This is a genomic window from Azotobacter armeniacus, assembly GCF_054779355.1.
Window position 1 is genome coordinate 1 of the sequence record NZ_BAAGYK010000033.1, and the last position, 20,408, is coordinate 20,408.

Consider the following 20,408-nt stretch of genomic DNA (forward strand, 5'->3'; position numbering starts at 1 on the left):
GATCGATCCGGCACAGATCATTGCCTGGTCATGTTGGCGAAGGGCTCATCAGGCCGGGGCCAGGCGGGCTCATCTCATTTCAAAAATGCAACTGTAGTGCTAGGAGTTCAATTCATCAACCGCTGGATACGTGATCCGTATGTCCGGTGGTGTGGGAGAGAGGAGCCGTGAGGCTTCTTCCTATCTAGATTAGGCAGCTAGCGAGTTTTGGAGTACGCGCCTATGGCGAAGAAGAGAATTGGGAAGCTACCGCCACGCTATGCATTCATTCTGAATCCGTATGCAGATGAGCGTCTCAGCAAGTGTCCCCGGTGCCAGAAACCAACTTATCTGCGGAAATTCGCCCTCTTCATCCATATCGACGAGTGGGGGCCGATGGCGCTCGGCAAGACCTGTCGCTACTGCTCGCAATGCGAGTTGATCATAGTGCACCAGGATGAACTCGAGGCCCAGCTGGCGCACAGCTTCAGTCAGATTGCCCCTGAAGTCATAGGCAGCGCGTATCTGGTGCTGGGGACGATAGACAAGAAGCTCTGGAAGGAGGGGTTAGCAGGTGATGGCGGGCAACTTGGTGAGTTGCTGCAGCATGTCGCCGATTTCAAGAGGGTATTGAAGTTGGCCGTGGAACCGGGTGGGTGGCAAGTGCCCAACAAAAAGTCGGCTGATAATCCTGACCCCGGTCAACGGTAAGAAGTGGGAGTTTCATGAGGGTATCGCCGGTGTCTGTAGGGGGCATCTATGATGACCTAAATTCTTGGTGATGACTTACCGTCTCAAAATAAAGCAGAGTTTTTTGCCGCCATTGTTTATGCCTCGCAAGCGCTTCAACTGGAAGTGCTCGATTGAGGTCATGACAGAGGTGATGGCGTTGCAGCATGAGGCTGCCTACTTCAATCCAGTACCCGTGCTGCACTCAGTTCCTGCAACCGCTCGGATATTTCTATTGGTGGAAAATCGCTTCGCGAGTTTTCCACCCTACGCAGGACCGAGGGCTGCGGGCAGTACGCCAGCGGCTCAGGTGGACGATGCCCGCCAGCCTCCCTTACCCCCGCTCCCACACTTCGAAGGCATACCCCGGCGCGTCCGCCGTGGCCGGGTGTTCCTCACGGGAGACGCGGCGCCAGTCGGCGGGGTTCCAGTCGGGGAAGAAGGCGTCGCCCTCCGGGGAAAGGTCGATGCAGGTCAGGTAGATGCGCTCGGCCTGCGGCAATGCTTCGGCATAGAGTTGTGCGCCGCCGATCAGCATCAGCTCGTTTGCGCCCTGCTCGCGGGCCCAGGCGTCGGCGCGGGCCAGGGCGGCGTCGAGCGAGGCGAAGGCTTCGGCGCCTTCGGGGGCGAGGTCCGGCTGGTGGCTGACCACCAGGTTGAGCCGGCCGGGCAGTGGGCGGCCGAGGGAGTCCCAGGTCTTGCGGCCCATGACGATCGGCTTGCCGAGGGTGGTGGCCTTGAAGTGCTTGAGATCCGCCGGCAAGTGCCAGGTCATGCGGTTGTCGCGGCCGATCACGCCGTTGGCGGCGACGGCGGCGATCAAAGCGAGGGGGAGTCGGGGCGTGTTCATGGCAGCGAGGATAGCAGAGCCGCGCGCCCCGCTGCGAGCAGGCCCGAGGCAGCGAATGGGCGGCTTCTCGCGGATTTGTCCTCCTGCTTCCCTCCCTGTCCCCCGCCTTCTCTCTCGTCAGGCTCGGCACCCAGTCTGTCTAACCCGAGCCCGTCCAACTTAACCGCACAGGCCACTGGATGTATGCTAGTCCGCTTTTAACTGCAGCGACCGCAGGCCTCGATTAAGACGTCGGGCCATGAAGGTCATTCGGGAGCCGACGAATCATGGATGCATCCATCACCACCAACCACTCTTCACGCGGGTTCGAGCTGCTCGCCATCGGCTCGAGCCTGCTTCTATTGATCGCCATACTGCTATTTGCCTGGCTGGATCCGGAGGAGTTCGCGAAACAGTTGGCAAAGGACGGCTCGCCGGAAGGAGCCGGAGCCTTCGAGCACCTGACCGTCATCGTGCTGATCCCCGGCATTCTGCTCGGCCTGCATGCCTTCTGGGCCTACCGCGACCGGCTGCCGCTCCCGATCCTGGGTTACTGGCTGCTGGCCTGGTCGCTGGCCTGTGTCTACTTCGCCGGCGAAGAGGTCAGCTGGGGGCAATGGTATTTCGGTTGGAGCACGCCGGATTTCCTCGCCAGGGTCAATGACCAGGGCGAGACCAATCTGCACAACATGAGCTCGTGGCTCGACCAGAAGCCCCGCCTGCTGGTCGAGCTGTTTCTCCTGACAGGAGGCTTCCTGATTCCGCTGTGGCGCCTGGCGGGCAAGCGGGGGCCGATCATCTCGCATGGCGCCATGATGGCGACGGCAGAGCCCTGGATTCTGCCGCAGACAGCCTTGCTGCCGGCGGGGCTGTTGTTTGCGGTGACCCGGATCGCCGGCTGGCTGCCCCACTCGGCGCTCGACGATCTTGGCAGCAGCGAGCTGCGCGAGTTCGCCGTTGCCTGGTTCCTGATGTGGTACCTGATCTCCTACGCCGTGCGGATGAAGCGCCTTTCGCCAGCCGGACCGGCCAGGCCATGAGCAGCGCCGGCCGGCATGGATGCCGGTAGGCTCGCGATCGAGTGGCCGGTCACCCAATCGCCACGAGACTGTTACTTCGCCATCGCCGAAGCGTCACCCCCCTCGGGCAGGCTTTGCGCTCCATTGTCCCTGGAGCGCAAGCGATGCCCCCGAAACACCCCGCCCCCCTTCGTCACTGGCTGAGCGCCGGCAGCCTGCTGCTGCCCCTGATGGCCTGCGCCGCCCCGGAACCGCCGGCGCCACCACATCCCCACGCCGGCGAACCCCAACCGCTGGTCATCGCCCACCGCGGCGCCAGCGGTTACGTGCCGGAGCACACCCTGGCCGCCTACGCGTTGGCGGTGCTGCAGGGCGCCGACTACGTCGAGCCGGATCTGGTGATGACCCTGGACGGCCAATTGGTCGCCCGCCACGACAACCAGCTGGACCTGACCACCGATGTCGCCGCGCATCCAGAATTCGCCGACCGCAAGCGCACCAAGAGCATCGACGGCCGTGACTTGACAGGCTGGTTCAGCGAGGACTTCAGCCTGGAGGAGATCAAGTCCCTGCGTGCCATCGAGCGCATCCCGGACATCCGCCCCGGCAATGCCCGCCTGGACAAGTCCTTCGAGGTCCCCACCCTGCAGGAGATCATCGACCTGGTGAAGAGCCTGGAAGAAAACCAGGGGCGGCGCATCGGCCTGTACCCGGAAACCAAGCACCCGACCCACTTCCAGTACCTCGGTCTGGCGATGGAGGAGCCGCTGGTGGAGATCCTCCGCCGCAACGGCTACCACAGCCGCACGTCGCCAGTGTACATCCAGTCCTTCGAGGTGGAGAACCTCAAGACCCTGCGCCGGCTGACTCCGCTGCGCCTGGTCCAACTGTTCGGCGCCGGCCAGCCCTACGACCAGGAAGTGATCGGCAGCGCCCTGACCTACGCGCAGATGGCCACTCCGGCCGGGCTGCAAGCCATCGCTGCCTATGCCGACGGCGTCGGCCCGGACAAGGGCTACATCATCCCGCGGGACGCCAACGGCAACCTGGGCAGCCCCACCGACTTCGTGCCCAACGCCCATGCCGCCGGTCTCAAGGTGCATCCCTTCACCTTCCGCGCGGAAAACCATTTCCTGCCGACCGGGCTGCGCAGCAGCGACGAACCCAGCGCGCACGGCGACCTGGAGGCGGAGATCCGCGCCTTCCTCGAGGCCGGCATCGACGGTCTGTTCAGCGACCAGCCGAACATCCCCCTGCGCCTGCGCGAGCGGCCGTAGTCTCCTGCGGCCGAGGGCGTGCCGGGCGCAGCCGGTGCGCCCGTATCGACTTGCCCGCGGCCCGGCCCGAACGGGTATCCTCATGGCTGGAACCGAACCGCCATCGAGAGACCGCGTGACCACTGCCTCCCCTCCACTGACCGATTTACACCGCCTCTGGCTGACCGAAACCATCCGCCTGCGCGAAGAGTTCGCCGGCCCGCTGGAGGACGGCGAAGCCAACCGCCGCGCCCGTGCCGCCGGGGGCGACCTGACCCGACGTATCCAGACCCGCGCCCTGTGGCTGGCCGAGCGCGACGGCCTGCTCGCCGCCCTGAACCACTGGCACCAGGGCGGCGGTCTGGCGCTGCTCGTCCTGCTGGCGCTCGCCCTGGCCGGCGGCGCCGGTCTGGCGATGGCCGCCCTCGGCACCGAGCAGAAGGGACCGATCAATGTGTTCTGGGCCCTCGGCAGCCTGCTCGGCCTGCACCTCTTGACCCTCTGTGCCTGGCTGTTCGGCCTGCTCTTCACCGGCGACAGCGGCGGCGCCCTCGGCCGCCTGTGGCTGTGGCTCAGCGAAAAGCTCGCCCGCGACGCCAAGGCGGCGCAGCTGATCCCGGCGCTGCTGCTGCTGTTGCAGCGCCAGCGCCTCGGCCGCTGGGGGATGGGCCTCTTGGTCCACGGCTTCTGGCTGCTCGCCCTGTCGACGGCGCTGCTCACCCTGCTGGCGCTGCTGTCGACCCGTAGTTATGGCTTCTATTGGGAAACCACCCTGCTCGACGGCGACACCTTCGTCGCCCTGACTCAGGGCCTCGGCGCCCTGCCGGCGCTGTTCGGCTTCGCCCTGCCGGACGCCGCGACGATCCGTGCCAGCGCCGATCAGGCACTGACCGCCGAGGCCGCCCGCCAGGCCTGGGCCGGCTGGCTGATCGGCGTGCTGCTGGTGTATGGCCTGCTGCCGCGCCTGCTACTCACCCTGCTCTGCCTGAGCCGCTGGCTCTCCGGCCGCGCCCGCCTGGCCCTGGACCTGTCGCTTCCCGGCTATCGCCTGCTCGCCGAGCGCCTGCAGCCCTCCAGCGAACGCATCGGCGTCTGTGATGCCGCGCCGCAGGTTCTGCCCGAGGTGCCGGCCAGCGCTCTGAACGGCCAGGTCGAGGGCGCCACCGCCCTGCTGGTGGCCGTCGAGCTGGACGAGAGCCGTCCCTGGCCGCCGGCGCTGCCCGGCGGAATCGGCGATGCCGGCGTCCTCGACAGCCGCGAGGAGCGCCGCCAGTTGCTCGAACGCCTTGCCGGACGGCCGCCGGCACGCCTGGCGGTGGCCGTCGACCCGCTGCGCTCACCGGATCGCGGCACCCTGGCGCTGCTCGGCGAACTCTCGCGCAGCGCCGGTCGGACGCGGATCTGGCTGCTCCCTCCGCCGCCCGGCGAGACGCCGAACGACGAGCGCCTTGACGACTGGCGCATCGCCCTCAACCAGCTGGGGCTGCCCCACGGCAGCGAAGCCCCTCTGACCTGGCTGGAGACCGGACATGACTGAACCGCTGAAACTCGCCGTGGTCGGCCACACCAACGTCGGCAAGACCTCGCTCTTGCGCACCCTGACCCGCGACATCGGCTTCGGCGAGGTCTCGCACCGGCCGAGCACCACCCGCCACGTCGAGGGCGCGCGTCTGTCGGTGGACGGCGAGGCGCTGCTCGAGCTGTACGACACTCCCGGCCTGGAGGACGCCATCGCCCTGCTCGAGCACCTCGAGCGCCTGGACCGTCCCGGCGAGCGCCTTGACGGCCCGGCGAGGATCGCCCGCTTCCTTGACGGCGCCGAGGCATGCCAGCGCTTCGAGCAGGAGGCCAAGGTGCTGCGCCAGCTGCTCGGCTCCGCCGCCGGGCTCTACGTGATCGATGCCCGCGAGCCGGTGTTGGCCAAGTACCGCGACGAACTCGAGGCGCTCGCCGCCTGCGGCCGGCCGCTGCTGCCGGTGCTGAACTTCGTCGGCCGCGCCGGCACCCGCGAGGACGCCTGGCGTGCCGCCCTGGGCCGTCTCGGCCTGCACGCCATGGTGCGCTTCGACACCGTGGCGCCGCCGCAGGACGGCGAGCGGCGTCTTTACGAAAGCCTGGCCCTGCTGCTGGAGAAAGCCCGCCCACAACTGGAGCGGCTGATCCAGTCCCACGAGGCCCAGACCGCCGCCCGCCTGGAGAGCGGCAACCAACTGATCGCCGACCTGCTGCTCGACGTCGCCGCCTGCCGACGCCGCGTCGAGGCCCGGGCGGAGCCGGAGCAGGAAGCCATCCGCGAACTGCACGAGGCCGTGCGTCAGCGCGAGCAGCGCTGCGTCGAGGCCCTGCTGCGCCTCTATGCCTTCCGCCCGGAAGACGCCACCGCCGCCGACCTGCCGCTGCTCGACGGGCGCTGGGGCGACGACCTGTTCAATCCGGAAACCCTCCGCCAGCTCGGCGTGAAGATCGGCGGCGGCATGGCCGCGGGCGCGGCGGCCGGCGCCGGGGTGGACCTCGTGGTCGGCGGCCTGACCCTGGGCGCCGCCACGCTGCTCGGCGCGCTGGCCGGCGGCGGCGCGCAGACCGCCCGCCACTACGGCAATCGCATCATGGGGAAACTGCGCGGCGAGCGCGAACTGACCGTGGACGACGCCGTGCTGCGCCTGCTCGCCCTGCGCCAGCGCCAACTGCTCACCGCCCTCGCCGCCCGCGGCCACGCCGCGCAGCAGGCGATCCGGCTGGATACCCCGCAGGAGCGCAACTGGCGTGAAGATAGGCTACCCGAGCCCCTGCAGCGGGCCCGCGCCCACCCGGAATGGTCGTCGCTCAATCCCGGAAGGCGGCGCGAGCAGCCCGAGCGCCAGGAACAGATCGTCCGGCTGGCCGCGGAGCTGGGTTAGGCGTTCGGGACGTAGGGCGGGTGAAACCCGCCGCAATGGCGAGGGACTGATTCGCAACGGCGGGTTTCACCCGCCCTACGGGGGCTACGCAAGTAGCCCCGGTTTGCCCGTCACACCGCCACCGGCGCCTTGATGTGCGGGTGGGACTGATAGCCGGCCAGCTCGAAGTCCTCGTAACGAAAGGCGAACAGGTCGTTCACTGCCGGGTTGAGCTGCATGGTCGGCAGCGGCAGGGGCTCGCGGGAGAGCTGCAGGTCGGCCTGCTCCAGGTGGTTGGCGTAGAGGTGGCAGTCGCCGCCGGTCCAGACGAACTCGCCGGGCTGCAGATCGCAGACCTGCGCCACCATCATCGTCAGCAGGGCATAGCTGGCGATGTTGAAGGGCACGCCAAGAAAGATGTCCGCCGAGCGCTGGTACAGCTGGCAGGACAGCCGGCCCTCGGCGACGTAGAACTGGAACAGCGCGTGGCACGGCGGCAGCTTCATCTCGTCGATCAGCGCCGGGTTCCAGGCCGAGACGATCAGCCGGCGCGAGTCCGGAGTCTTCCTGATCATTTCGACGACATTGGCGATCTGGTCGATGTGCCGGCCGTCCGGCGCCGGCCAGCTGCGCCACTGGTAGCCATAGACCGGGCCGAGGTCGCCGCTCTCGTCGGCCCACTCGTCCCAGATTTTCACGCCGTTGTCCTTCAGGTAGCGGATGTTGGTGTCGCCCTTGAGGAACCACAAGAGCTCATGAACGATGGACTTCAGGTGGCACTTCTTGGTGGTCACCAGGGGAAAGCCCTCGGCCAGGTCGAAGCGCATCTGGTGGCCGAACACACTCCAGGTGCCGGTGCCGGTGCGGTCGCTCTTGAAGGTGCCGCGCTCGCGCACCAGGCGCATCAGGTCGAGGTACTGTTTCATGGAAGGCTCGGGGACACGGGACGGGGCATGGTAAGAGGCCAGCCGGCCCGGCTCAAGCGCCGGGCCCATGGCACAGGGTGGAAAACGACCGCAGGTCTTTTCCACCACGGCCTAGGGTGGTGGAAAATCGCTGCGCGACTTTTCCACCCTGCCGGGTGTATGGCAATGGTAGGCCCAGGCCATCATGCCGGCGCCGCCGAGGATCATCGGCAGGCAGAGCAGCTGGCCCATGGTCAGCCAATCGAAGGCGAGGTAGCCGAGCTGGGCGTCCGGCACCCGGACGAACTCGACGATGAAACGGAAGATGCCGTAGCAGACGGCGAACAGCCCGGACACCGCCATGGTCGGCCGCGGCTTGCGCGAGTAGATCCAGAGAATGGCGAACAGCGCGACGCCCTCCAGGGCGAACTGGTAGAGCTGCGACGGATGGCGCGGCAGTTGCTGCGGATCGGTGGGGAAGATCATCGCCCAGGGCAGGTCGGTGGCCTTGCCCCACAGCTCGGCGTTGATGAAGTTGCCGATCCGTCCGGCGCCCAGGCCGATAGGCACCAGCGGGGCGATGAAGTCCATCAGTTCGAAGAAGCCCTTGCCGTTGCGCCGGGCGAAGATCCAGCTGCACAGCAGCACGCCGAGCAGCCCCCCGTGGAAGGACATACCACCCTTCCAGACCTGCAGGATCAGGCTGGGATCGTTCAGATAGGCCGCCAGGTCGTAGAACAGCACGTAGCCCAGGCGGCCGCCGGCGATCACCCCCAGGGCGACCCAGAACACCAGGTCGGAGAGCTTCTCGCGGCTCCAGTCCGGGGCAAAACCGGCCAGTCGGCGCGACGCCAGCCACCAGGCGCCGCCGATGCCGACCAGGTACATCAGGCCGTACCAGTGCACCTTCAGCGGACCGAGGGAAATGGCCACGGGGTCGATTTGCGGATAGGGCAGCATCCAGGGCTCCTCAGAACAGGAAAACCAACCCGACAGCCAGCAGCTGCAGGGCAAACAGGCGCTTGAGCACGCGCGGCGGCAGGCGGTGCGCCAGGTGGGCGCCGAACCGGGCGGAGAACATGCTGGTGAAGGCGATGCCGAGCATTGCCGGCAGGTAGACGAACCCCAGGCTCCACTCCGGCAGATGGACATCGCTCCAGCCGACGACCATGAAGCTCAACGCGCCACTCAGGGCGATCGGCAGGCCGCAGGCCGCCGAGGTCGCCACCGCCTGCTGTACCGGCACGCCACGCCAGGTCAGGAAGGGCACGTTGAGCGAGCCGCCACCGATGCCGAAGATCGTCGAGGCCCAGCCGATCACCACGCCGACCAGACTGAGGACGGGCTTGCCCGGTACGGCGCGACCGGCCTTGGGATTGAAGTCGATACTCATCTGGATCGCCACGGCGATGGCGAATACGCCGATGATCTTCTGCAGCATCGGCCCCTGGATCGCCGCCGCGGTCAGGCTGCCGAGCACCGCGCCGAACAGGATGCCGATCGTCAGCCAGATGAAGATCGACCAGCGCACCGCGCCCTTGCGCTGATGCGCCAGCACCGAGTTGATCGAGGTAAAGACGATGGTAGCAAGCGAAGTGCCTACGGCCAGGTGGGTGAGCACGGATTGATCGAAGCCTTGGGCGGTGAAGCTGAACACCAGCACCGGGACGATGATGATCCCTCCGCCGATGCCGAACAGCCCGGCCAGCACGCCGGCTGCCGCTCCCAGCGGCAGATACAGCAGAAACTCCATCGGTACTCCCTCTTGAGCAAAGCGGCATGGTACCGGAATTTGCAAGTCAGGCGGTGAAGGTCGGGCGCCCTCTTGGAGCAATCGCACGAAGCCCCCATGGCTTATGGCCTGTATCGCCGGCTCCAGGTTCGGCTGGCGTACAGGCATCGTCATCTTCACCCCGGGACGCTATGAATGCCACCCTCGCCCACTTGGCAAATTCTGCAAAAACCATGCAGGATGCCAACTACAGATCAAAAAGTATTCCAGGTCATTGCATGCACTTCTCGCTTATGAATGTCTCGCTGCTGAGTCGTTACGCCTTCCTTGTCTTCTGCGTACTGTCCACTCTGCTCAGCCTTCCCTTCTGGAGTCACGAATGGCTCCGGCCATTCACGCTGGCTGGCGCCGCCCTGACCATGCTCGGTATCGTCGATCTGCTGCAGACGCGCCATGCGGTACGGCGCAACTACCCGATTCTCGGCAATCTCCGCTACCTGATAGAAAGCATTCGCCCGGAGATCCGCCAGTACCTGATAGAGGGCGACAACGACCGGCTGCCCTTCTCCCGGACCCAGCGTCTGCTGATCTACGCGCGGGCAAAGAACAAGAGTGCGGACAAGCCCTTCGGTACGCTGGTCGATGTCTATGAGAGCGGCTTCGAATTCATCGGCCACTCCATGCGCCCAGCACCAGTCGCCGACCCCGATAGCTTCCGCGTCGTCATCGGCGGGCCGCAATGCACCCAACCCTATTCGGCCTCGCTGTTCAACATTTCGGCGATGAGCTTCGGCTCGCTCAGCGCCAATGCCATCCGCGCCCTGAACAAGGGCGCCAAGCTCGGCAACTTCTACCATGACAGCGGCGAAGGCGGCATCAGCCCCCACCACAGCGAACACGGCGGCGACCTGGTGTGGGAGCTGGGCAGCGGCTATTTCGGCTGCCGCACCAGCGATGGCCGCTTCGACCCGGAACGCTTCGCCGTCCAGGCCCGGAGCCCCCAGGTGCGTATGATCGAGATCAAGCTCAGCCAGGGCGCCAAGCCGGGCCACGGCGGCATCCTGCCGAAGCACAAGATCACCCCGGAAATTTCCGCGACCCGCGGCGTGACGATGACGGAGGACTGCGTGTCGCCGGCGCGCCACAGCGCCTTCTCCACCCCGATCGAGCTGATGCAGTTCATTGCCCAGCTGCGCGAGCTGTCCGGAGGCAAGCCGGTCGGTTTCAAGTTCTGCCTGGGCCATCTATGGGAGTTCATGAGCATCGTCAAGGCGATGCTGGAAACCGGCATCCTGCCCGACTTCATCGTCATCGACGGCAAGGAAGGCGGTACCGGCGCGGCACCGCTGGAATTCGCCGACCACATCGGCGTGCCGATGCGCGAGGCTCTGCTGTTCGTTCACAACACCCTGGTCGGGACAAATCTGCGCGACAAGATCAAGCTGGGCACCAGCGGCAAGATCGTCAGCGCCTTCGACATCCTCAGCGTGCTGGCCATCGGCGCCGACTGGGCCAACTCGGCGCGCGGCTTCATGTTCGCCCTCGGCTGCATCCAGTCGCAATCGTGCCACACCAACAAGTGCCCCACCGGCATCGCCACCCAGGACCCGCTGCGCCAGCGTGCGGTCGTGGTCGAGGACAAGGCCCAGCAGGTGTACAACTTCCACCGCAACACCCTCAAGGCCTTGGCCGAAATGCTCGCCGCCGCCGGTCTGGAGCAGCCTTCGCAGGTGGATGCCAAGCATCTGGTGCGGCGCATTTCCGCCACCGAGATCAAGCTGTTCTCCCAGCAGCATGCCTTCCTCAAACCGGGCGAGCTGCTCGACAGCGAGGGTCAGGGCAAAAGCAAGGGTAAGCTCCATCTCCATGCGCGCATGTGGAAAGTGGCCCGCGCCGACAGCTTCGACGCGATGGCGAACTGAGCGGTTCAGCCCGGATATCCCATGCAGCCCAAGCAGCCCGGCCGTCGACTGCCGGCGTCCCATAGCTACCGGCAGGAAATCCCATGTGCCTGATCGTTTTCGCCTGGCGTCCCGGCCACGGCACGCCCCTGGTGCTGGCCGCCAACCGCGACGAGTTCTACGCCCGCCCCAGCCTGCCCCTGGCGGCCTGGCCGGAGGCGCCGGGGGTATATGCCGGACGCGACCTGGAGGCCGGCGGCACCTGGCTGGGGGTCGGCCCCGGGGGGCGCTTCGCCGCCCTGACCAACATCCGCGATCCCACCCAGCCGCTGGGCCGGCGCAGCCGCGGCGAACTGCCGGCGGGCTTTCTGCTCGGCGAACTGTCCCCCGAAGCCTACCTGGAGCAGGTGGCGGAACGGGTGCAGAACTATTCCGGCTTCAATTTGCTGGCCGGCACGGCCGAGGAGCTCTGGTACTACCACGCCCGCGAGGCGGCGCCGCGGCGCCTGCCGGCGGGCCTCTACGGCCTGTCCAACGCGTGCCTGGACAGCCCCTGGCCGAAGCTGCGCCGCGCCAAGGCAGCCCTGGCCGAGTGCCTGGAAACGCCGCGGGCGGACTGCCTGCTGGCAGCGCTGCACGCCCCCCAGCCGGCGGCGGATGCGGAGCTGCCGGATACCGGGATCGGCCTGGCCAGTGAGCGCCTGCTGTCGAGCGTATTCATCGCCAGCCTGAATTACGGCACCCGCTCCAGCACCGCGCTGATCGTCGCGGCGGACGGCTCGCGGCAGCTGGTCGAGCGCAGCTACGGCCCCTATGGGGCAGAGCTGGGCGAGGTGCGTCTGCCAGTGTAGGGAGCCAACTGGCAGGCTCCTATCGGTCGGGGGCTTTCCGGGATGGCGTCTCAGCTCTGCAGCGAGGCCACCGGATTGATCACCCGGCCGAGGCCGAGGTTGCGCAGGGCCAGCTGCAGCGTGCTGTGGATGACCTGCGCATTGTCCATGGTCATCAGCTGGGCGAGCAGCTCCCGGGCCTTGCCCAGGGTGATCTGGCGCAGCAGCCACTTGACCTTGGGCAGGTTGGTGGCGTTCATCGACAGGCTGTCGAAGCCCATCGCCAGCAGCAGCACCGCCGCCGAGGGATCGCCGGCCATTTCGCCGCAGATGCTCACCGGCTTGCCTTCGGCATGGCCGTCCTGCACCACTTTGTTGAGCGCCTGCAGCACCGCCGGATGCAGGTAGTCATAGAGATCGGCGACCCGCGGGTTGTTGCGGTCCACCGCCAGCAGGTACTGGGTCAGGTCGTTGGAGCCGACCGAGAGGAAATCCACCAGACGCGCCAGTTCGCGGGTCTGGTAGACCGCCGCGGGAATCTCCACCATCACCCCCACCGGCGGCATCGGCACGTCGGTGCCCTCGTCGCGGACCTCGCCCCAGGCGCGATGGATCAGGTGCAGTGCCTCGTCCAGTTCGTGGATGGAGGAGATCATCGGCAGGAGGATGCGCAGGTTGTTGAGCCCCTCGCTGGCCTTGAGCATGGCGCGGACCTGCACCAGGAAGATTTCCGGGTGGTCGAGGGTGACGCGGATGCCGCGCCAGCCGAGGAAGGGGTTGCTTTCCTTGATCGGGAAGTATGACAGCGACTTGTCGCCGCCGATGTCCAGGGTGCGCATGGTCACCGGCAGCGGATGGAAGGCGGATAGCTGGTCGCGGTAGATCGCCAGTTGCTCTTTCTCGCTGGGGAAGCGCTCATTATTCATGAACGGCACTTCGGTGCGATACAGGCCCACTCCTTCGGCGCCACGCTCCTGGGCGCGAGCGACATCGGCCAGCAAGCCGGTGTTGACCCACAGCGGCAGGCGGTAGCCGTCGAGGGTCTCGCAGGGCAACTCGCGCAGGGCGTCCAGGCCCTGGGTCAGTTGGCGCTCTTCCTCGACCAGCTCGGCAAACTGCTGGCGCAGCATCTCGCTGGGATTCGTATAGACCTCGCCGTGATAGCCGTCGACAATCAGGTCGATGCCGTCCATCTTCGAATAGGGCAGATCGACCGCCCCCATCACCGTGGGAATGCCCATGGCGCGGGCGAGGATCGCCACGTGGGAGTTGCCCGAGCCCTGCACCGAGACCAGGCCGACCAGCTTGCCCTCGGGCAGGTCGCCGAGCATCGCCGGGCTCAGCTCCTCGCTGACCAGGATGGTGTTCTCCGCATAGACCATAGTCTGCTGGCGGGCCTGCTGCAGGTAGGCGAGCAGACGCCGGCCAAGGTCCTTGACGTCGGAGGCCCGCTCGCGCAAGTAGGCGTCGTCCATCAGCTCGAAGCGCTTGACGTGCTCGGTGACCACCTGGCGCAGTGCGCCCTGGGCCCACTGGCCGGTCCGGATCACCCGCTGCACCTCGCTGCCCAGGGAGGCGTCGTCGAGCATCATCAGGTAGACGTCGAACAGCGCGCGCTCTTCCGGGCGCAACTGGGTGGCCAGCTTGATGGACAGCGCGCGGATGTCGGCGCGCACGGCCTCCAGGGCGCTGTTGAACAGGTCCAGTTCGGCCCTGAGGTTTTCCGCCTGCTTGTCCGGCACCACGTCCAGATCGGCCGGGGGTAGCACCACCACGGCCTTGCCGACGGCGACGCCCGGCGCGGCCGGTACGCCGACAAAGCGCGCCTCCTGGATACCCTTGCCCTGCCGGCCGAGGCCGCGGATCGAGCCGGTTGCCTCCGCATGGGCGATGACCCCGGCGAGCTGCGCGCTCATGGTCACCAGGAAGGCCTCCTCGCCCTCGTCGAACTCGCGGCGCTCCTTCTGCTGGATGACCAGCACGCCCATCACCCGCCGGTGGTGGATGATCGGTGCGCCGAGAAAGGAGGCATAGCGCTCCTCGCCGGTCTCGGCGAAGTAGCGGTAGCGCGGGTGGGCAGCCGCATTCTCCAGGTTGAGCGGCTCCTCGCGGGTGCCGACCAGGCCCACCAGGCCCTCGTTGGAGGCCATGCTGACTTTGCCGATGGAGCGCTTGTTGAGCCCCTCGGTGGCCATAAGTACGAAACGGTTGGTCTCCGGATCGAGCAGGTAGACCGAGCAGACCTGACTGCGCATGGTCTCCTTGACCCGCTGCACAATGATGCCCAGTGCCGTCTTGAGATCCTTGGCGGCATTCACTTCCTGGACGATCTTGCGCAGCGTGTTGAGCATGGCTCGCATCGAGCTCCGTCTGATCAGTCGCGCGCCAGCAGGCGCGGAGCGAGTTCTTTCAGGGCACGCCGGTAGACTTCGCGCTTGAAGGCGACCACCTGGCCCAGCGGATACCAGTAGCTGACCCAGCGCCAACCGTCGAATTCGGGCTTGCCGGTGAGATCCACGCGCACGCGCTGCTCGTCGGAGAGCAGCCGCAGGAGAAACCACTTCTGTTTCTGGCCGATGCACAGCGGCTGGCTGTGCGAGCGCACCAGGCGCTGCGGCAGCCGATAGCGCAACCAGCCACGGGTGCAGGCGAGGATCTGCACATCCCGCTGCTCCAGCCCAACCTCCTCGTTGAGCTCGCGGAACAGCGCGTCTTCCGGCAACTCCCGTGCGTCGATGCCGCCCTGGGGAAACTGCCAGGCATCCTGGTTGATCCGCCGCGCCCAGAGCACCTGACCCATGTCATTGGTCAGGATGATGCCGACATTGGGGCGAAATCCATCGGGGTCGATCACGACAATGAACCTTGCGAACGCATGTGCGTGCATTGTTCCATAAAAAGGTTCGCGCCAGAAGCGGGCTGGACAAGGGGGAGCACCGGCGGCGCTCCTGCTTTTTTTGCCGTGGAACCGTTATGCTTCGCCGCACTCCGATTCCCCTTCCCTGACCGAGGTTCTAGCGTGCGTCTGGCTCTATTCGATCTCGACAACACCCTGCTGGCCGGCGACAGCGACCATGCCTGGGGCGACTGGCTCTGCGAGCGCGGCATCCTCGACGGCGAAGCCTACAAGGCGCGCAACGACGCCTTCTACCAAGACTACCTGGCCGGCCAGTTGAACATCGTCGACTACCTGAACTTCAGCCTGGAGATCCTCGGCCGCACCGAGCTGGCCGTGCTCGACGAGTGGCATCAGGCGTTCATGCGCGAGTGCATCGAGCCGATCATCCTCGCCAAGGGCCAGGCACTCATCAAGCGGCACCGCAGCCAGGGCGACAAGCTGGCGATCATCACCGCCACCAACCGCTTCGTCACCGCACCGATCGCCCGTCGTCTGGGCGTCGACACCTTGCTTGCCACCGAATGCGAAATGGCCGACGGCCGTTACACGGGGCGTACCACTGACGTGCCCTGCTTCAAGGAAGGCAAGGTCGAGCGCCTGAACCGCTGGCTGGCAGAAACCGGCCATTCGCTGGAGGGCAGCCACTTCTACAGCGACTCGCACAACGACCTGCCGCTGCTCGAGCGGGTCAGCCATCCGGTGGCGGTCGACCCCGACCCGCGCCTGCAGGCGGAAGCCGAACGGCGTGGCTGGCCGGTGATCTCGCTGCGCTGAGCCTCAGACGGGCTTCGCCACCATCAGCCCGAGGATGGCGGCGAAGCACAGCAGCCCCGCCACAGCCAGCCCCAGACCGAACCGGATGCCCGCTACCCGACCAGCGACCCGCGCCGCCAGCCACAGTCCGCAGGACGCCCCCGGCAGGAACAGCAGCGAACTGCCCAGCAGCCAGCGCTGCCCCAACGGCCAGCCGGCCAGATGCGCCAGCCACCAGCCACTGACCGGCAAACCGACCAGGCAGAGCAGCAGCAGGCCGGCGCAGAGAGCGGGCCACCGCGACGGGCGCAGCGGCACCCCCTCCGCCGCGACGCGGCGCGACCGCCAGCAGAACCCGGTGAGTGCGAAGAAGGCCACGAACAGCAGCACGCCGGCCACGCCATGCAGCACCCTGAACAGCAGGAAGTTTTCCATCGGGCCCTCGTCCTTGTCAGGTCAGCCGGATGCCGTGAGCGGCTCAGCCGAGGAACAGCCGGTAAGCCGGGTTGTCTGTTTCGTCCCAGTACGGATAGCCAATGGCGTCGAGAGCGGCCGGCAGCAGGTGGCGCTCGCCCGCCGGCACCTGCAGGCCGGCCACCACGCGGCCGTCGGCGGCGCCGTGGTTGCGGTAGTGGAACATCGAGATGTTCCAGCGCCCGCCGAGCTTGCTGAGGAAGTTGAACAGCGCGCCGGGCCGCTCGGGAAACTCGAAGCGCAGCACCATCTCGTCGCTGACACCCGCCGCGTGGCCGCCGACCATGTGGCGGATGTGCAGCTTGGCCAGCTCGTCGTCGGTCAGGTCGAGCACCGGGAAGCCCTGCTCGCGCAGGCTGGCCACCAGCTGCTCGCGCGGATCGTTCTCCGGATGGGTCTGCACGCCGACGAAGATGTGCGCGTGGTCCGGGCGGTTGTAGCGATAGTTGAATTCGGTGATCTGCCGCTTGCCGATAGCCTGGCAGAACGCCTTGAAGCTGCCCGGCTGTTCGGGGATGGTCACGGCGATGATCGCCTCGCGCTTCTCGCCCAGTTCGGCACGTTCGGCGACATGACGCAGGCGGTCGAAGTTGATGTTGGCGCCGGAGTCGATGGCCACCAGGGTCTGCCCGGCCGCCCCCTCGCGCTCGACGTAGCGCTTGATTCCGGCCACTGCCAGAGCGCCGGCCGGCTCGGTGATCGAGCGGGTGTCGTCGTAGATGTCCTTGATCGCCGCACAGATCTCGTCGGTGCTGACGGTGACCACCTCGTCCACATGGTAGCGGCAGATGTCGAAGGTGTAGGCGCCGATCTGCGCCACCGCCACGCCATCGGCGAACAGCCCGACCTGCGGCAGCACCACCCGTTCGCCGGCGGCCAGCGCCGCCTGCAGGCAGTTGGAATCCTCCGGCTCGACGCCGATCACCTTGATCTCAGGGCGCAGGTATTTCACGTAGGCGGCGATGCCCGCGATCAGCCCGCCGCCGCCGACCGGTACGAAGACGGCATCCAGCCGGCCCGGTTGCTGGCGAAGGATCTCCATGGCCACGGTGCCCTGGCCGGCGATCACATCGGGATCGTCGTAGGGCGGCACGAAGGTATACCCCTTCTCCTCAACCAGCCTCAGCGCATGGGCCAACGCATCGGGGAAGGCATCACCGTGCAGCACCACCTTGCCACCGCGGGCGCGCACCGCCTGGACCTTGATCTCCGGAGTGGTCCTGGGCATCACGATGACAGCCTTGATGCCCAGGTGCTTCGCCGCCAGGGCCACGCCCTGGGCATGATTGCCGGCCGAGGCGGTGACCACGCCGCGTGCCAGTTCCGCCTCGCTCAGCTGGGCCACCTTGTTGTAGGCGCCGCGGATCTTGAAGGAGAACACCGGCTGCAGATCCTCGCGCTTGAGCAGGATCTGGTTGTCGAAGCGCTCGGAAAGCTGGCGGGCGGGCTGCAGGGGAGTTTCGACGGCGACGTCGTAGACGCGCGAGGTGAGGATCTTCTTGACGTACTGTTCGAGCATCGGAGGACATCGGGGAGCAGGAAAGGAATGCCGGGCAGTCTACCCCGTCACCGTCGTGGCCGACCACCATCGGCGTGCCGGCGGGCGCCAGGCCGAACCGGACGCGGCTATAATTGCCCCACCTTCCCCCTCCGACGAAGATCCCAGCATGACCCAGGACCAGCTCAAGCAGGCCGTGGCCCAAGCCGCCCTCGACTACATCCTTCCAAAGCTCACCGAGAAGAGCGTCGTCGGGGTCGGCACCGGCTCCACCGCCAACTTCTTCATCGACCTGCTGGCCCGTCACCGGATGGCCTTCGACGGCGCCGTGGCCAGCTCCGAAGCCACCGCTGCCCGCCTCAAGGGCCACGGCATCCCGGTGTACGACCTGAACAGCGTCATCGAGCTGGAGTTCTACGTGGATGGCGCCGACGAGTGCAACAAGTACCTGGAGCTGATCAAGGGCGGCGGCGCCGCGCTGACCCGCGAGAAGATCGTCGCCGCGGTAGCCAAGACCTTTATCTGCATCGCCGACGAAAGCAAGCGGGTCGATTTCCTCGGCGCCTTCCCGCTGCCGGTGGAGGTGGTTCCCATGGCCCGCAGCCATGTGGCGCGCCAGCTGCTCAGGCTGGGCGGCGACCCGGTCTACCGTGAGGGCGTGACGACAGACAACGGCAACGTGATCCTCGATGTGCACAATCTGCAGATCATCAATCCCAGACAGCTGGAAGCAGACATCAACAATATCGTCGGGGTGGTCTGCAACGGCCTGTTCGCCGCGCGTCCGGCCGACCTGCTGCTGCTCGGCACCGGCAACGGGGTGGAGCGGATCGAGCGCCCCTGATCCCGCAGCAGGGACAGGAACGGACGCCTGCCCGGATTCAGGGTTGCGCCTTGCGAAACACGTAGAAGCGGTTCGGTTCGCCAACCACGTAGAGATTGCCCGCATCGTCCATCGCCACGCCCTCGGCCTGACGGATACCGCGATGCAGACCGTTGAAGCCGCCGAGCAGGCTGATGAAGCTGAACGGCCGGCCCTCGCGGTCGAGCTCCACCAGCAGCCGGGACTCGTCGGAAAGCAACAGGAAATGACCGCTGCGCGGGTCGACGGTCAGCGAGGACAGATCGCGCACCGGCAGCCGCTCGCCGGGCAGCGGCTGCAGACCGCCGACGATTCCGCCCTCGGCGACGGCCAGGCCGAACAGCGCCGGCGGGCGCTCCAGGGCCAGTAGCAGGCGGTTCGTCCGCGCGTCCCAGCCCAGTCCCTCGAAGCCCTTGTTGCCGGCGTCGGCGAAACCGAGGTCGCGGCGCTGCGCATCGCCCAGATCGAAGCTGTCCACGCCCGGCGGGAGGCGGAACAGCGCCAGCTGGCGGCGGCGCTCATCGACGATGGCCAGGCGCCCGTCGCCGAGCGCCTCCACCCCTTCCGGATCGGAGAAGCCGGTGAGGCGGATGCGCCGCAGAACCGCACCCTCGGGACTGAGCTCCACCAGCTGGGGATGCTTGCCGGTGACGGTGAACAGGGTGCCGCTCTGCGGGTTCCAGGTCAGCCCGGAGGTTTCGTCCTGCTCCAGTCCGTTCAGCGTGGTTTCCAGCGCCAGCCGGTAGTCGGGCAGCCAGACGCCGGCGGCGCGCGCCTGCGGAGTGGCCGAGCGCTCTTGCCAGGACAGCCGGACCAGGTCGAGCCAGCGCCACTCTCGGCCAACGATCAGAACGGCCAGGGCAAGCAGCAGCAGGGCGAGATTGAGCAGCAGGCGCCGGCGGGGCGCACGGGCAAAGGGAATGGGCATGGATTGGCTTCCGCAGGACAAGGCCGCCCGGAAGCGTGCCAGAGCCGACTTACTTGAAGATGAAAATGCCAGGCGACCGGGCGGCGCCGGCGCGCCCGGCCGGAGGCTTCAGAGCACCCGGCTTTCGAAGCGGGACAGACCGGTCAGCTCCAGCACCAGGCTGTCGCCGCCCTGCAGCGGGCCGACGCCGGCCGGCGTGCCGGTAGACACCACGTCGCCCGGCTGCAGGCTGAAGTGCCCGGCGATGTGCTGGATCAGCGCCACGATGGGATTGAGCATGTCGCGGCTGTTGCCATCCTGGTGTACTTCGCCGTTGATGCTCAGGCGAATGCCGATGTCGGCGAGGTCCTCGACGGAGTCGCCGGACACGAAGGGAGCCAGCACGTAGGCGCCGTCGAAGGCCTTGGCCAGCTCCCAGGGCAGGCCTTTTTCCTTGAGCCCGGCCTGCACGTCGCGCAGGGTGAGGTCGAGGGCCGGGGCGAAGCCGGAGATGGCATCGCGCACCTCCTCGACACTCGGCTGGTGCGACAGCGGCTTGCCGATCAGCACGGCGATCTCCGCCTCGTAATGCACCGCGCCGCGCTCCCGCGGAATGGCGAAGCCGCCTTCCAGCGGCACGGTGCAGCTGCCCGGCTTGATGAACAGCAGGGGCTCGCTGGGCACCGGGTTGTTCAGCTCCCGGGCGTGCTCGGCGTAGTTGCGGCCGACGCAGATCACCTTGCCCAGCGGGTAGTGGATGCGGGTACCGTCGATGTATTGGTGCTGGTAACTCATGCAAGGCTCCTCGTGTTTTTATGGCCTGAATTCCATGGCGACGACTCTACGGCAAATCCACACGGCATCGAAGGCTTTTCCGGGCGCGGGCACCGGGCACGGGCACCAGGAGCGGAAAAGGGCAGGAACGCAGACCGCACGGGCCTGCGTCCGGGACACAGGCG

Annotated in this window: 19 protein-coding genes; 9 read left to right on the top strand and 10 right to left on the bottom strand. The window is 67.0% G+C overall.

Features of this window, described 5'->3' with window-relative positions:
- Positions 1–222 precede the first annotated feature (222 nt).
- A complete protein-coding gene (locus tag ACYVD0_RS06780; RefSeq protein WP_460426108.1) occupies positions 223–690 on the top strand; it encodes a hypothetical protein in 468 nt (155 codons plus the stop codon).
- Between the two features lie 352 nt (positions 691–1,042).
- On the opposite strand, the gene ACYVD0_RS06785 is transcribed toward ACYVD0_RS06780, so the two are convergent.
- Positions 1,043–1,558: a dihydrofolate reductase gene (locus tag ACYVD0_RS06785; protein WP_460426109.1), complete on the bottom strand. Its 516-nt coding sequence runs from the start codon at positions 1,556–1,558 to the stop codon at positions 1,043–1,045.
- Positions 1,559–1,824: 266 nt separating this feature from the next.
- On the opposite strand from ACYVD0_RS06785, the gene ACYVD0_RS06790 reads away from it, so the two are divergent.
- The 4 genes from ACYVD0_RS06790 (at position 1,825) to ACYVD0_RS06805 (ending at position 6,709) form a co-directional block, all read left to right on the top strand.
- Positions 1,825–2,577 carry a hypothetical protein gene (locus tag ACYVD0_RS06790; protein ID WP_460426110.1) on the top strand — a complete coding sequence of 251 codons (753 nt, stop codon included), beginning with the start codon at positions 1,825–1,827 and terminating at the stop codon, positions 2,575–2,577.
- 143 nt (positions 2,578–2,720) lie between these two features.
- Entirely contained in the window at positions 2,721–3,833 is a 1,113-nt protein-coding gene (locus ACYVD0_RS06795; RefSeq protein WP_460426111.1) for a glycerophosphodiester phosphodiesterase, read from the top strand.
- A gap of 82 nt (positions 3,834–3,915) precedes the next feature.
- Positions 3,916–5,349: a DUF2868 domain-containing protein gene (locus ACYVD0_RS06800; RefSeq protein ID WP_460426112.1), complete on the top strand. Its 1,434-nt coding sequence runs from the start codon at positions 3,916–3,918 to the stop codon at positions 5,347–5,349.
- Entirely contained in the window at positions 5,342–6,709 is a 1,368-nt protein-coding gene (locus ACYVD0_RS06805) for a DUF3482 domain-containing protein (RefSeq protein WP_460426113.1), read from the top strand. Before ACYVD0_RS06800 ends, ACYVD0_RS06805 begins: the two co-directional genes overlap by 8 nt.
- A 110-nt stretch (positions 6,710–6,819) precedes the next feature.
- On the opposite strand, the gene ACYVD0_RS06810 is transcribed toward ACYVD0_RS06805, so the two are convergent.
- The 3 genes from ACYVD0_RS06810 to ACYVD0_RS06820 form a co-directional block, all read right to left on the bottom strand.
- Entirely contained in the window at positions 6,820–7,614 is a 795-nt protein-coding gene (locus ACYVD0_RS06810; RefSeq protein WP_460426114.1) for a thymidylate synthase, read from the bottom strand.
- A 111-nt stretch (positions 7,615–7,725) separates the two neighbouring features.
- Positions 7,726–8,553 (bottom strand): prolipoprotein diacylglyceryl transferase, encoded by an 828-nt coding sequence (gene lgt / locus ACYVD0_RS06815; protein WP_460426115.1) that lies wholly within the window; start codon positions 8,551–8,553, stop codon positions 7,726–7,728.
- Between the two features lie 10 nt (positions 8,554–8,563).
- Complete coding sequence (locus ACYVD0_RS06820) at positions 8,564–9,346, bottom strand: sulfite exporter TauE/SafE family protein (RefSeq protein WP_460426116.1); 783 nt, start codon at positions 9,344–9,346, stop codon at positions 8,564–8,566.
- Positions 9,347–9,618: 272 nt separating this feature from the next.
- Here ACYVD0_RS06820 and ACYVD0_RS06825 point away from each other — a divergent pair, with 272 nt between their 5' ends.
- Entirely contained in the window at positions 9,619–11,247 is a 1,629-nt protein-coding gene (locus ACYVD0_RS06825; RefSeq protein WP_460426279.1) for an FMN-binding glutamate synthase family protein, read from the top strand.
- Positions 11,248–11,330: 83 nt separating this feature from the next.
- Positions 11,331–12,077: an NRDE family protein gene (locus tag ACYVD0_RS06830; RefSeq protein WP_460426117.1), complete on the top strand. Its 747-nt coding sequence runs from the start codon at positions 11,331–11,333 to the stop codon at positions 12,075–12,077.
- Positions 12,078–12,127: 50 nt separating this feature from the next.
- On the opposite strand, the gene ptsP is transcribed toward ACYVD0_RS06830, so the two are convergent.
- Positions 12,128–14,407: a phosphoenolpyruvate--protein phosphotransferase gene (gene ptsP, locus ACYVD0_RS06835; RefSeq protein WP_460426118.1), complete on the bottom strand. Its 2,280-nt coding sequence runs from the start codon at positions 14,405–14,407 to the stop codon at positions 12,128–12,130.
- A gap of 23 nt (positions 14,408–14,430) precedes the next feature.
- Positions 14,431–14,910, bottom strand: a complete 480-nt coding sequence (locus ACYVD0_RS06840; RefSeq protein ID WP_460426119.1) for an RNA pyrophosphohydrolase — start codon at positions 14,908–14,910, stop codon at positions 14,431–14,433.
- A 165-nt stretch (positions 14,911–15,075) separates the two neighbouring features.
- Here ACYVD0_RS06840 and ACYVD0_RS06845 point away from each other — a divergent pair, with 165 nt between their 5' ends.
- A complete protein-coding gene (locus tag ACYVD0_RS06845) occupies positions 15,076–15,729 on the top strand; it encodes an HAD family hydrolase (RefSeq protein WP_460426120.1) in 654 nt (217 codons plus the stop codon).
- A 3-nt stretch (positions 15,730–15,732) separates the two neighbouring features.
- Here ACYVD0_RS06845 and ACYVD0_RS06850 read toward each other — a convergent pair whose 3' ends face one another.
- Positions 15,733–16,143, bottom strand: a complete 411-nt coding sequence (locus tag ACYVD0_RS06850) for a DUF2269 family protein (RefSeq protein ID WP_460426121.1) — start codon at positions 16,141–16,143, stop codon at positions 15,733–15,735.
- Positions 16,144–16,186: 43 nt separating this feature from the next.
- Complete coding sequence (gene ilvA / locus ACYVD0_RS06855) at positions 16,187–17,701, bottom strand: threonine ammonia-lyase (RefSeq protein WP_460426122.1); 1,515 nt, start codon at positions 17,699–17,701, stop codon at positions 16,187–16,189.
- Between the two features lie 148 nt (positions 17,702–17,849).
- Between ilvA and rpiA the strand changes: the two genes are divergently transcribed.
- Complete coding sequence (gene rpiA / locus ACYVD0_RS06860; protein ID WP_460426123.1) at positions 17,850–18,524, top strand: ribose-5-phosphate isomerase A; 675 nt, start codon at positions 17,850–17,852, stop codon at positions 18,522–18,524.
- Positions 18,525–18,561: 37 nt separating this feature from the next.
- Here the strand turns inward: rpiA and ACYVD0_RS06865 are convergent, their stop codons facing one another.
- Complete coding sequence (locus ACYVD0_RS06865; RefSeq protein WP_460426124.1) at positions 18,562–19,470, bottom strand: SdiA-regulated domain-containing protein; 909 nt, start codon at positions 19,468–19,470, stop codon at positions 18,562–18,564.
- Between the two features lie 108 nt (positions 19,471–19,578).
- Positions 19,579–20,244: a fumarylacetoacetate hydrolase family protein gene (locus tag ACYVD0_RS06870; protein WP_460426125.1), complete on the bottom strand. Its 666-nt coding sequence runs from the start codon at positions 20,242–20,244 to the stop codon at positions 19,579–19,581.
- Positions 20,245–20,408: the final 164 nt, after the last annotated feature.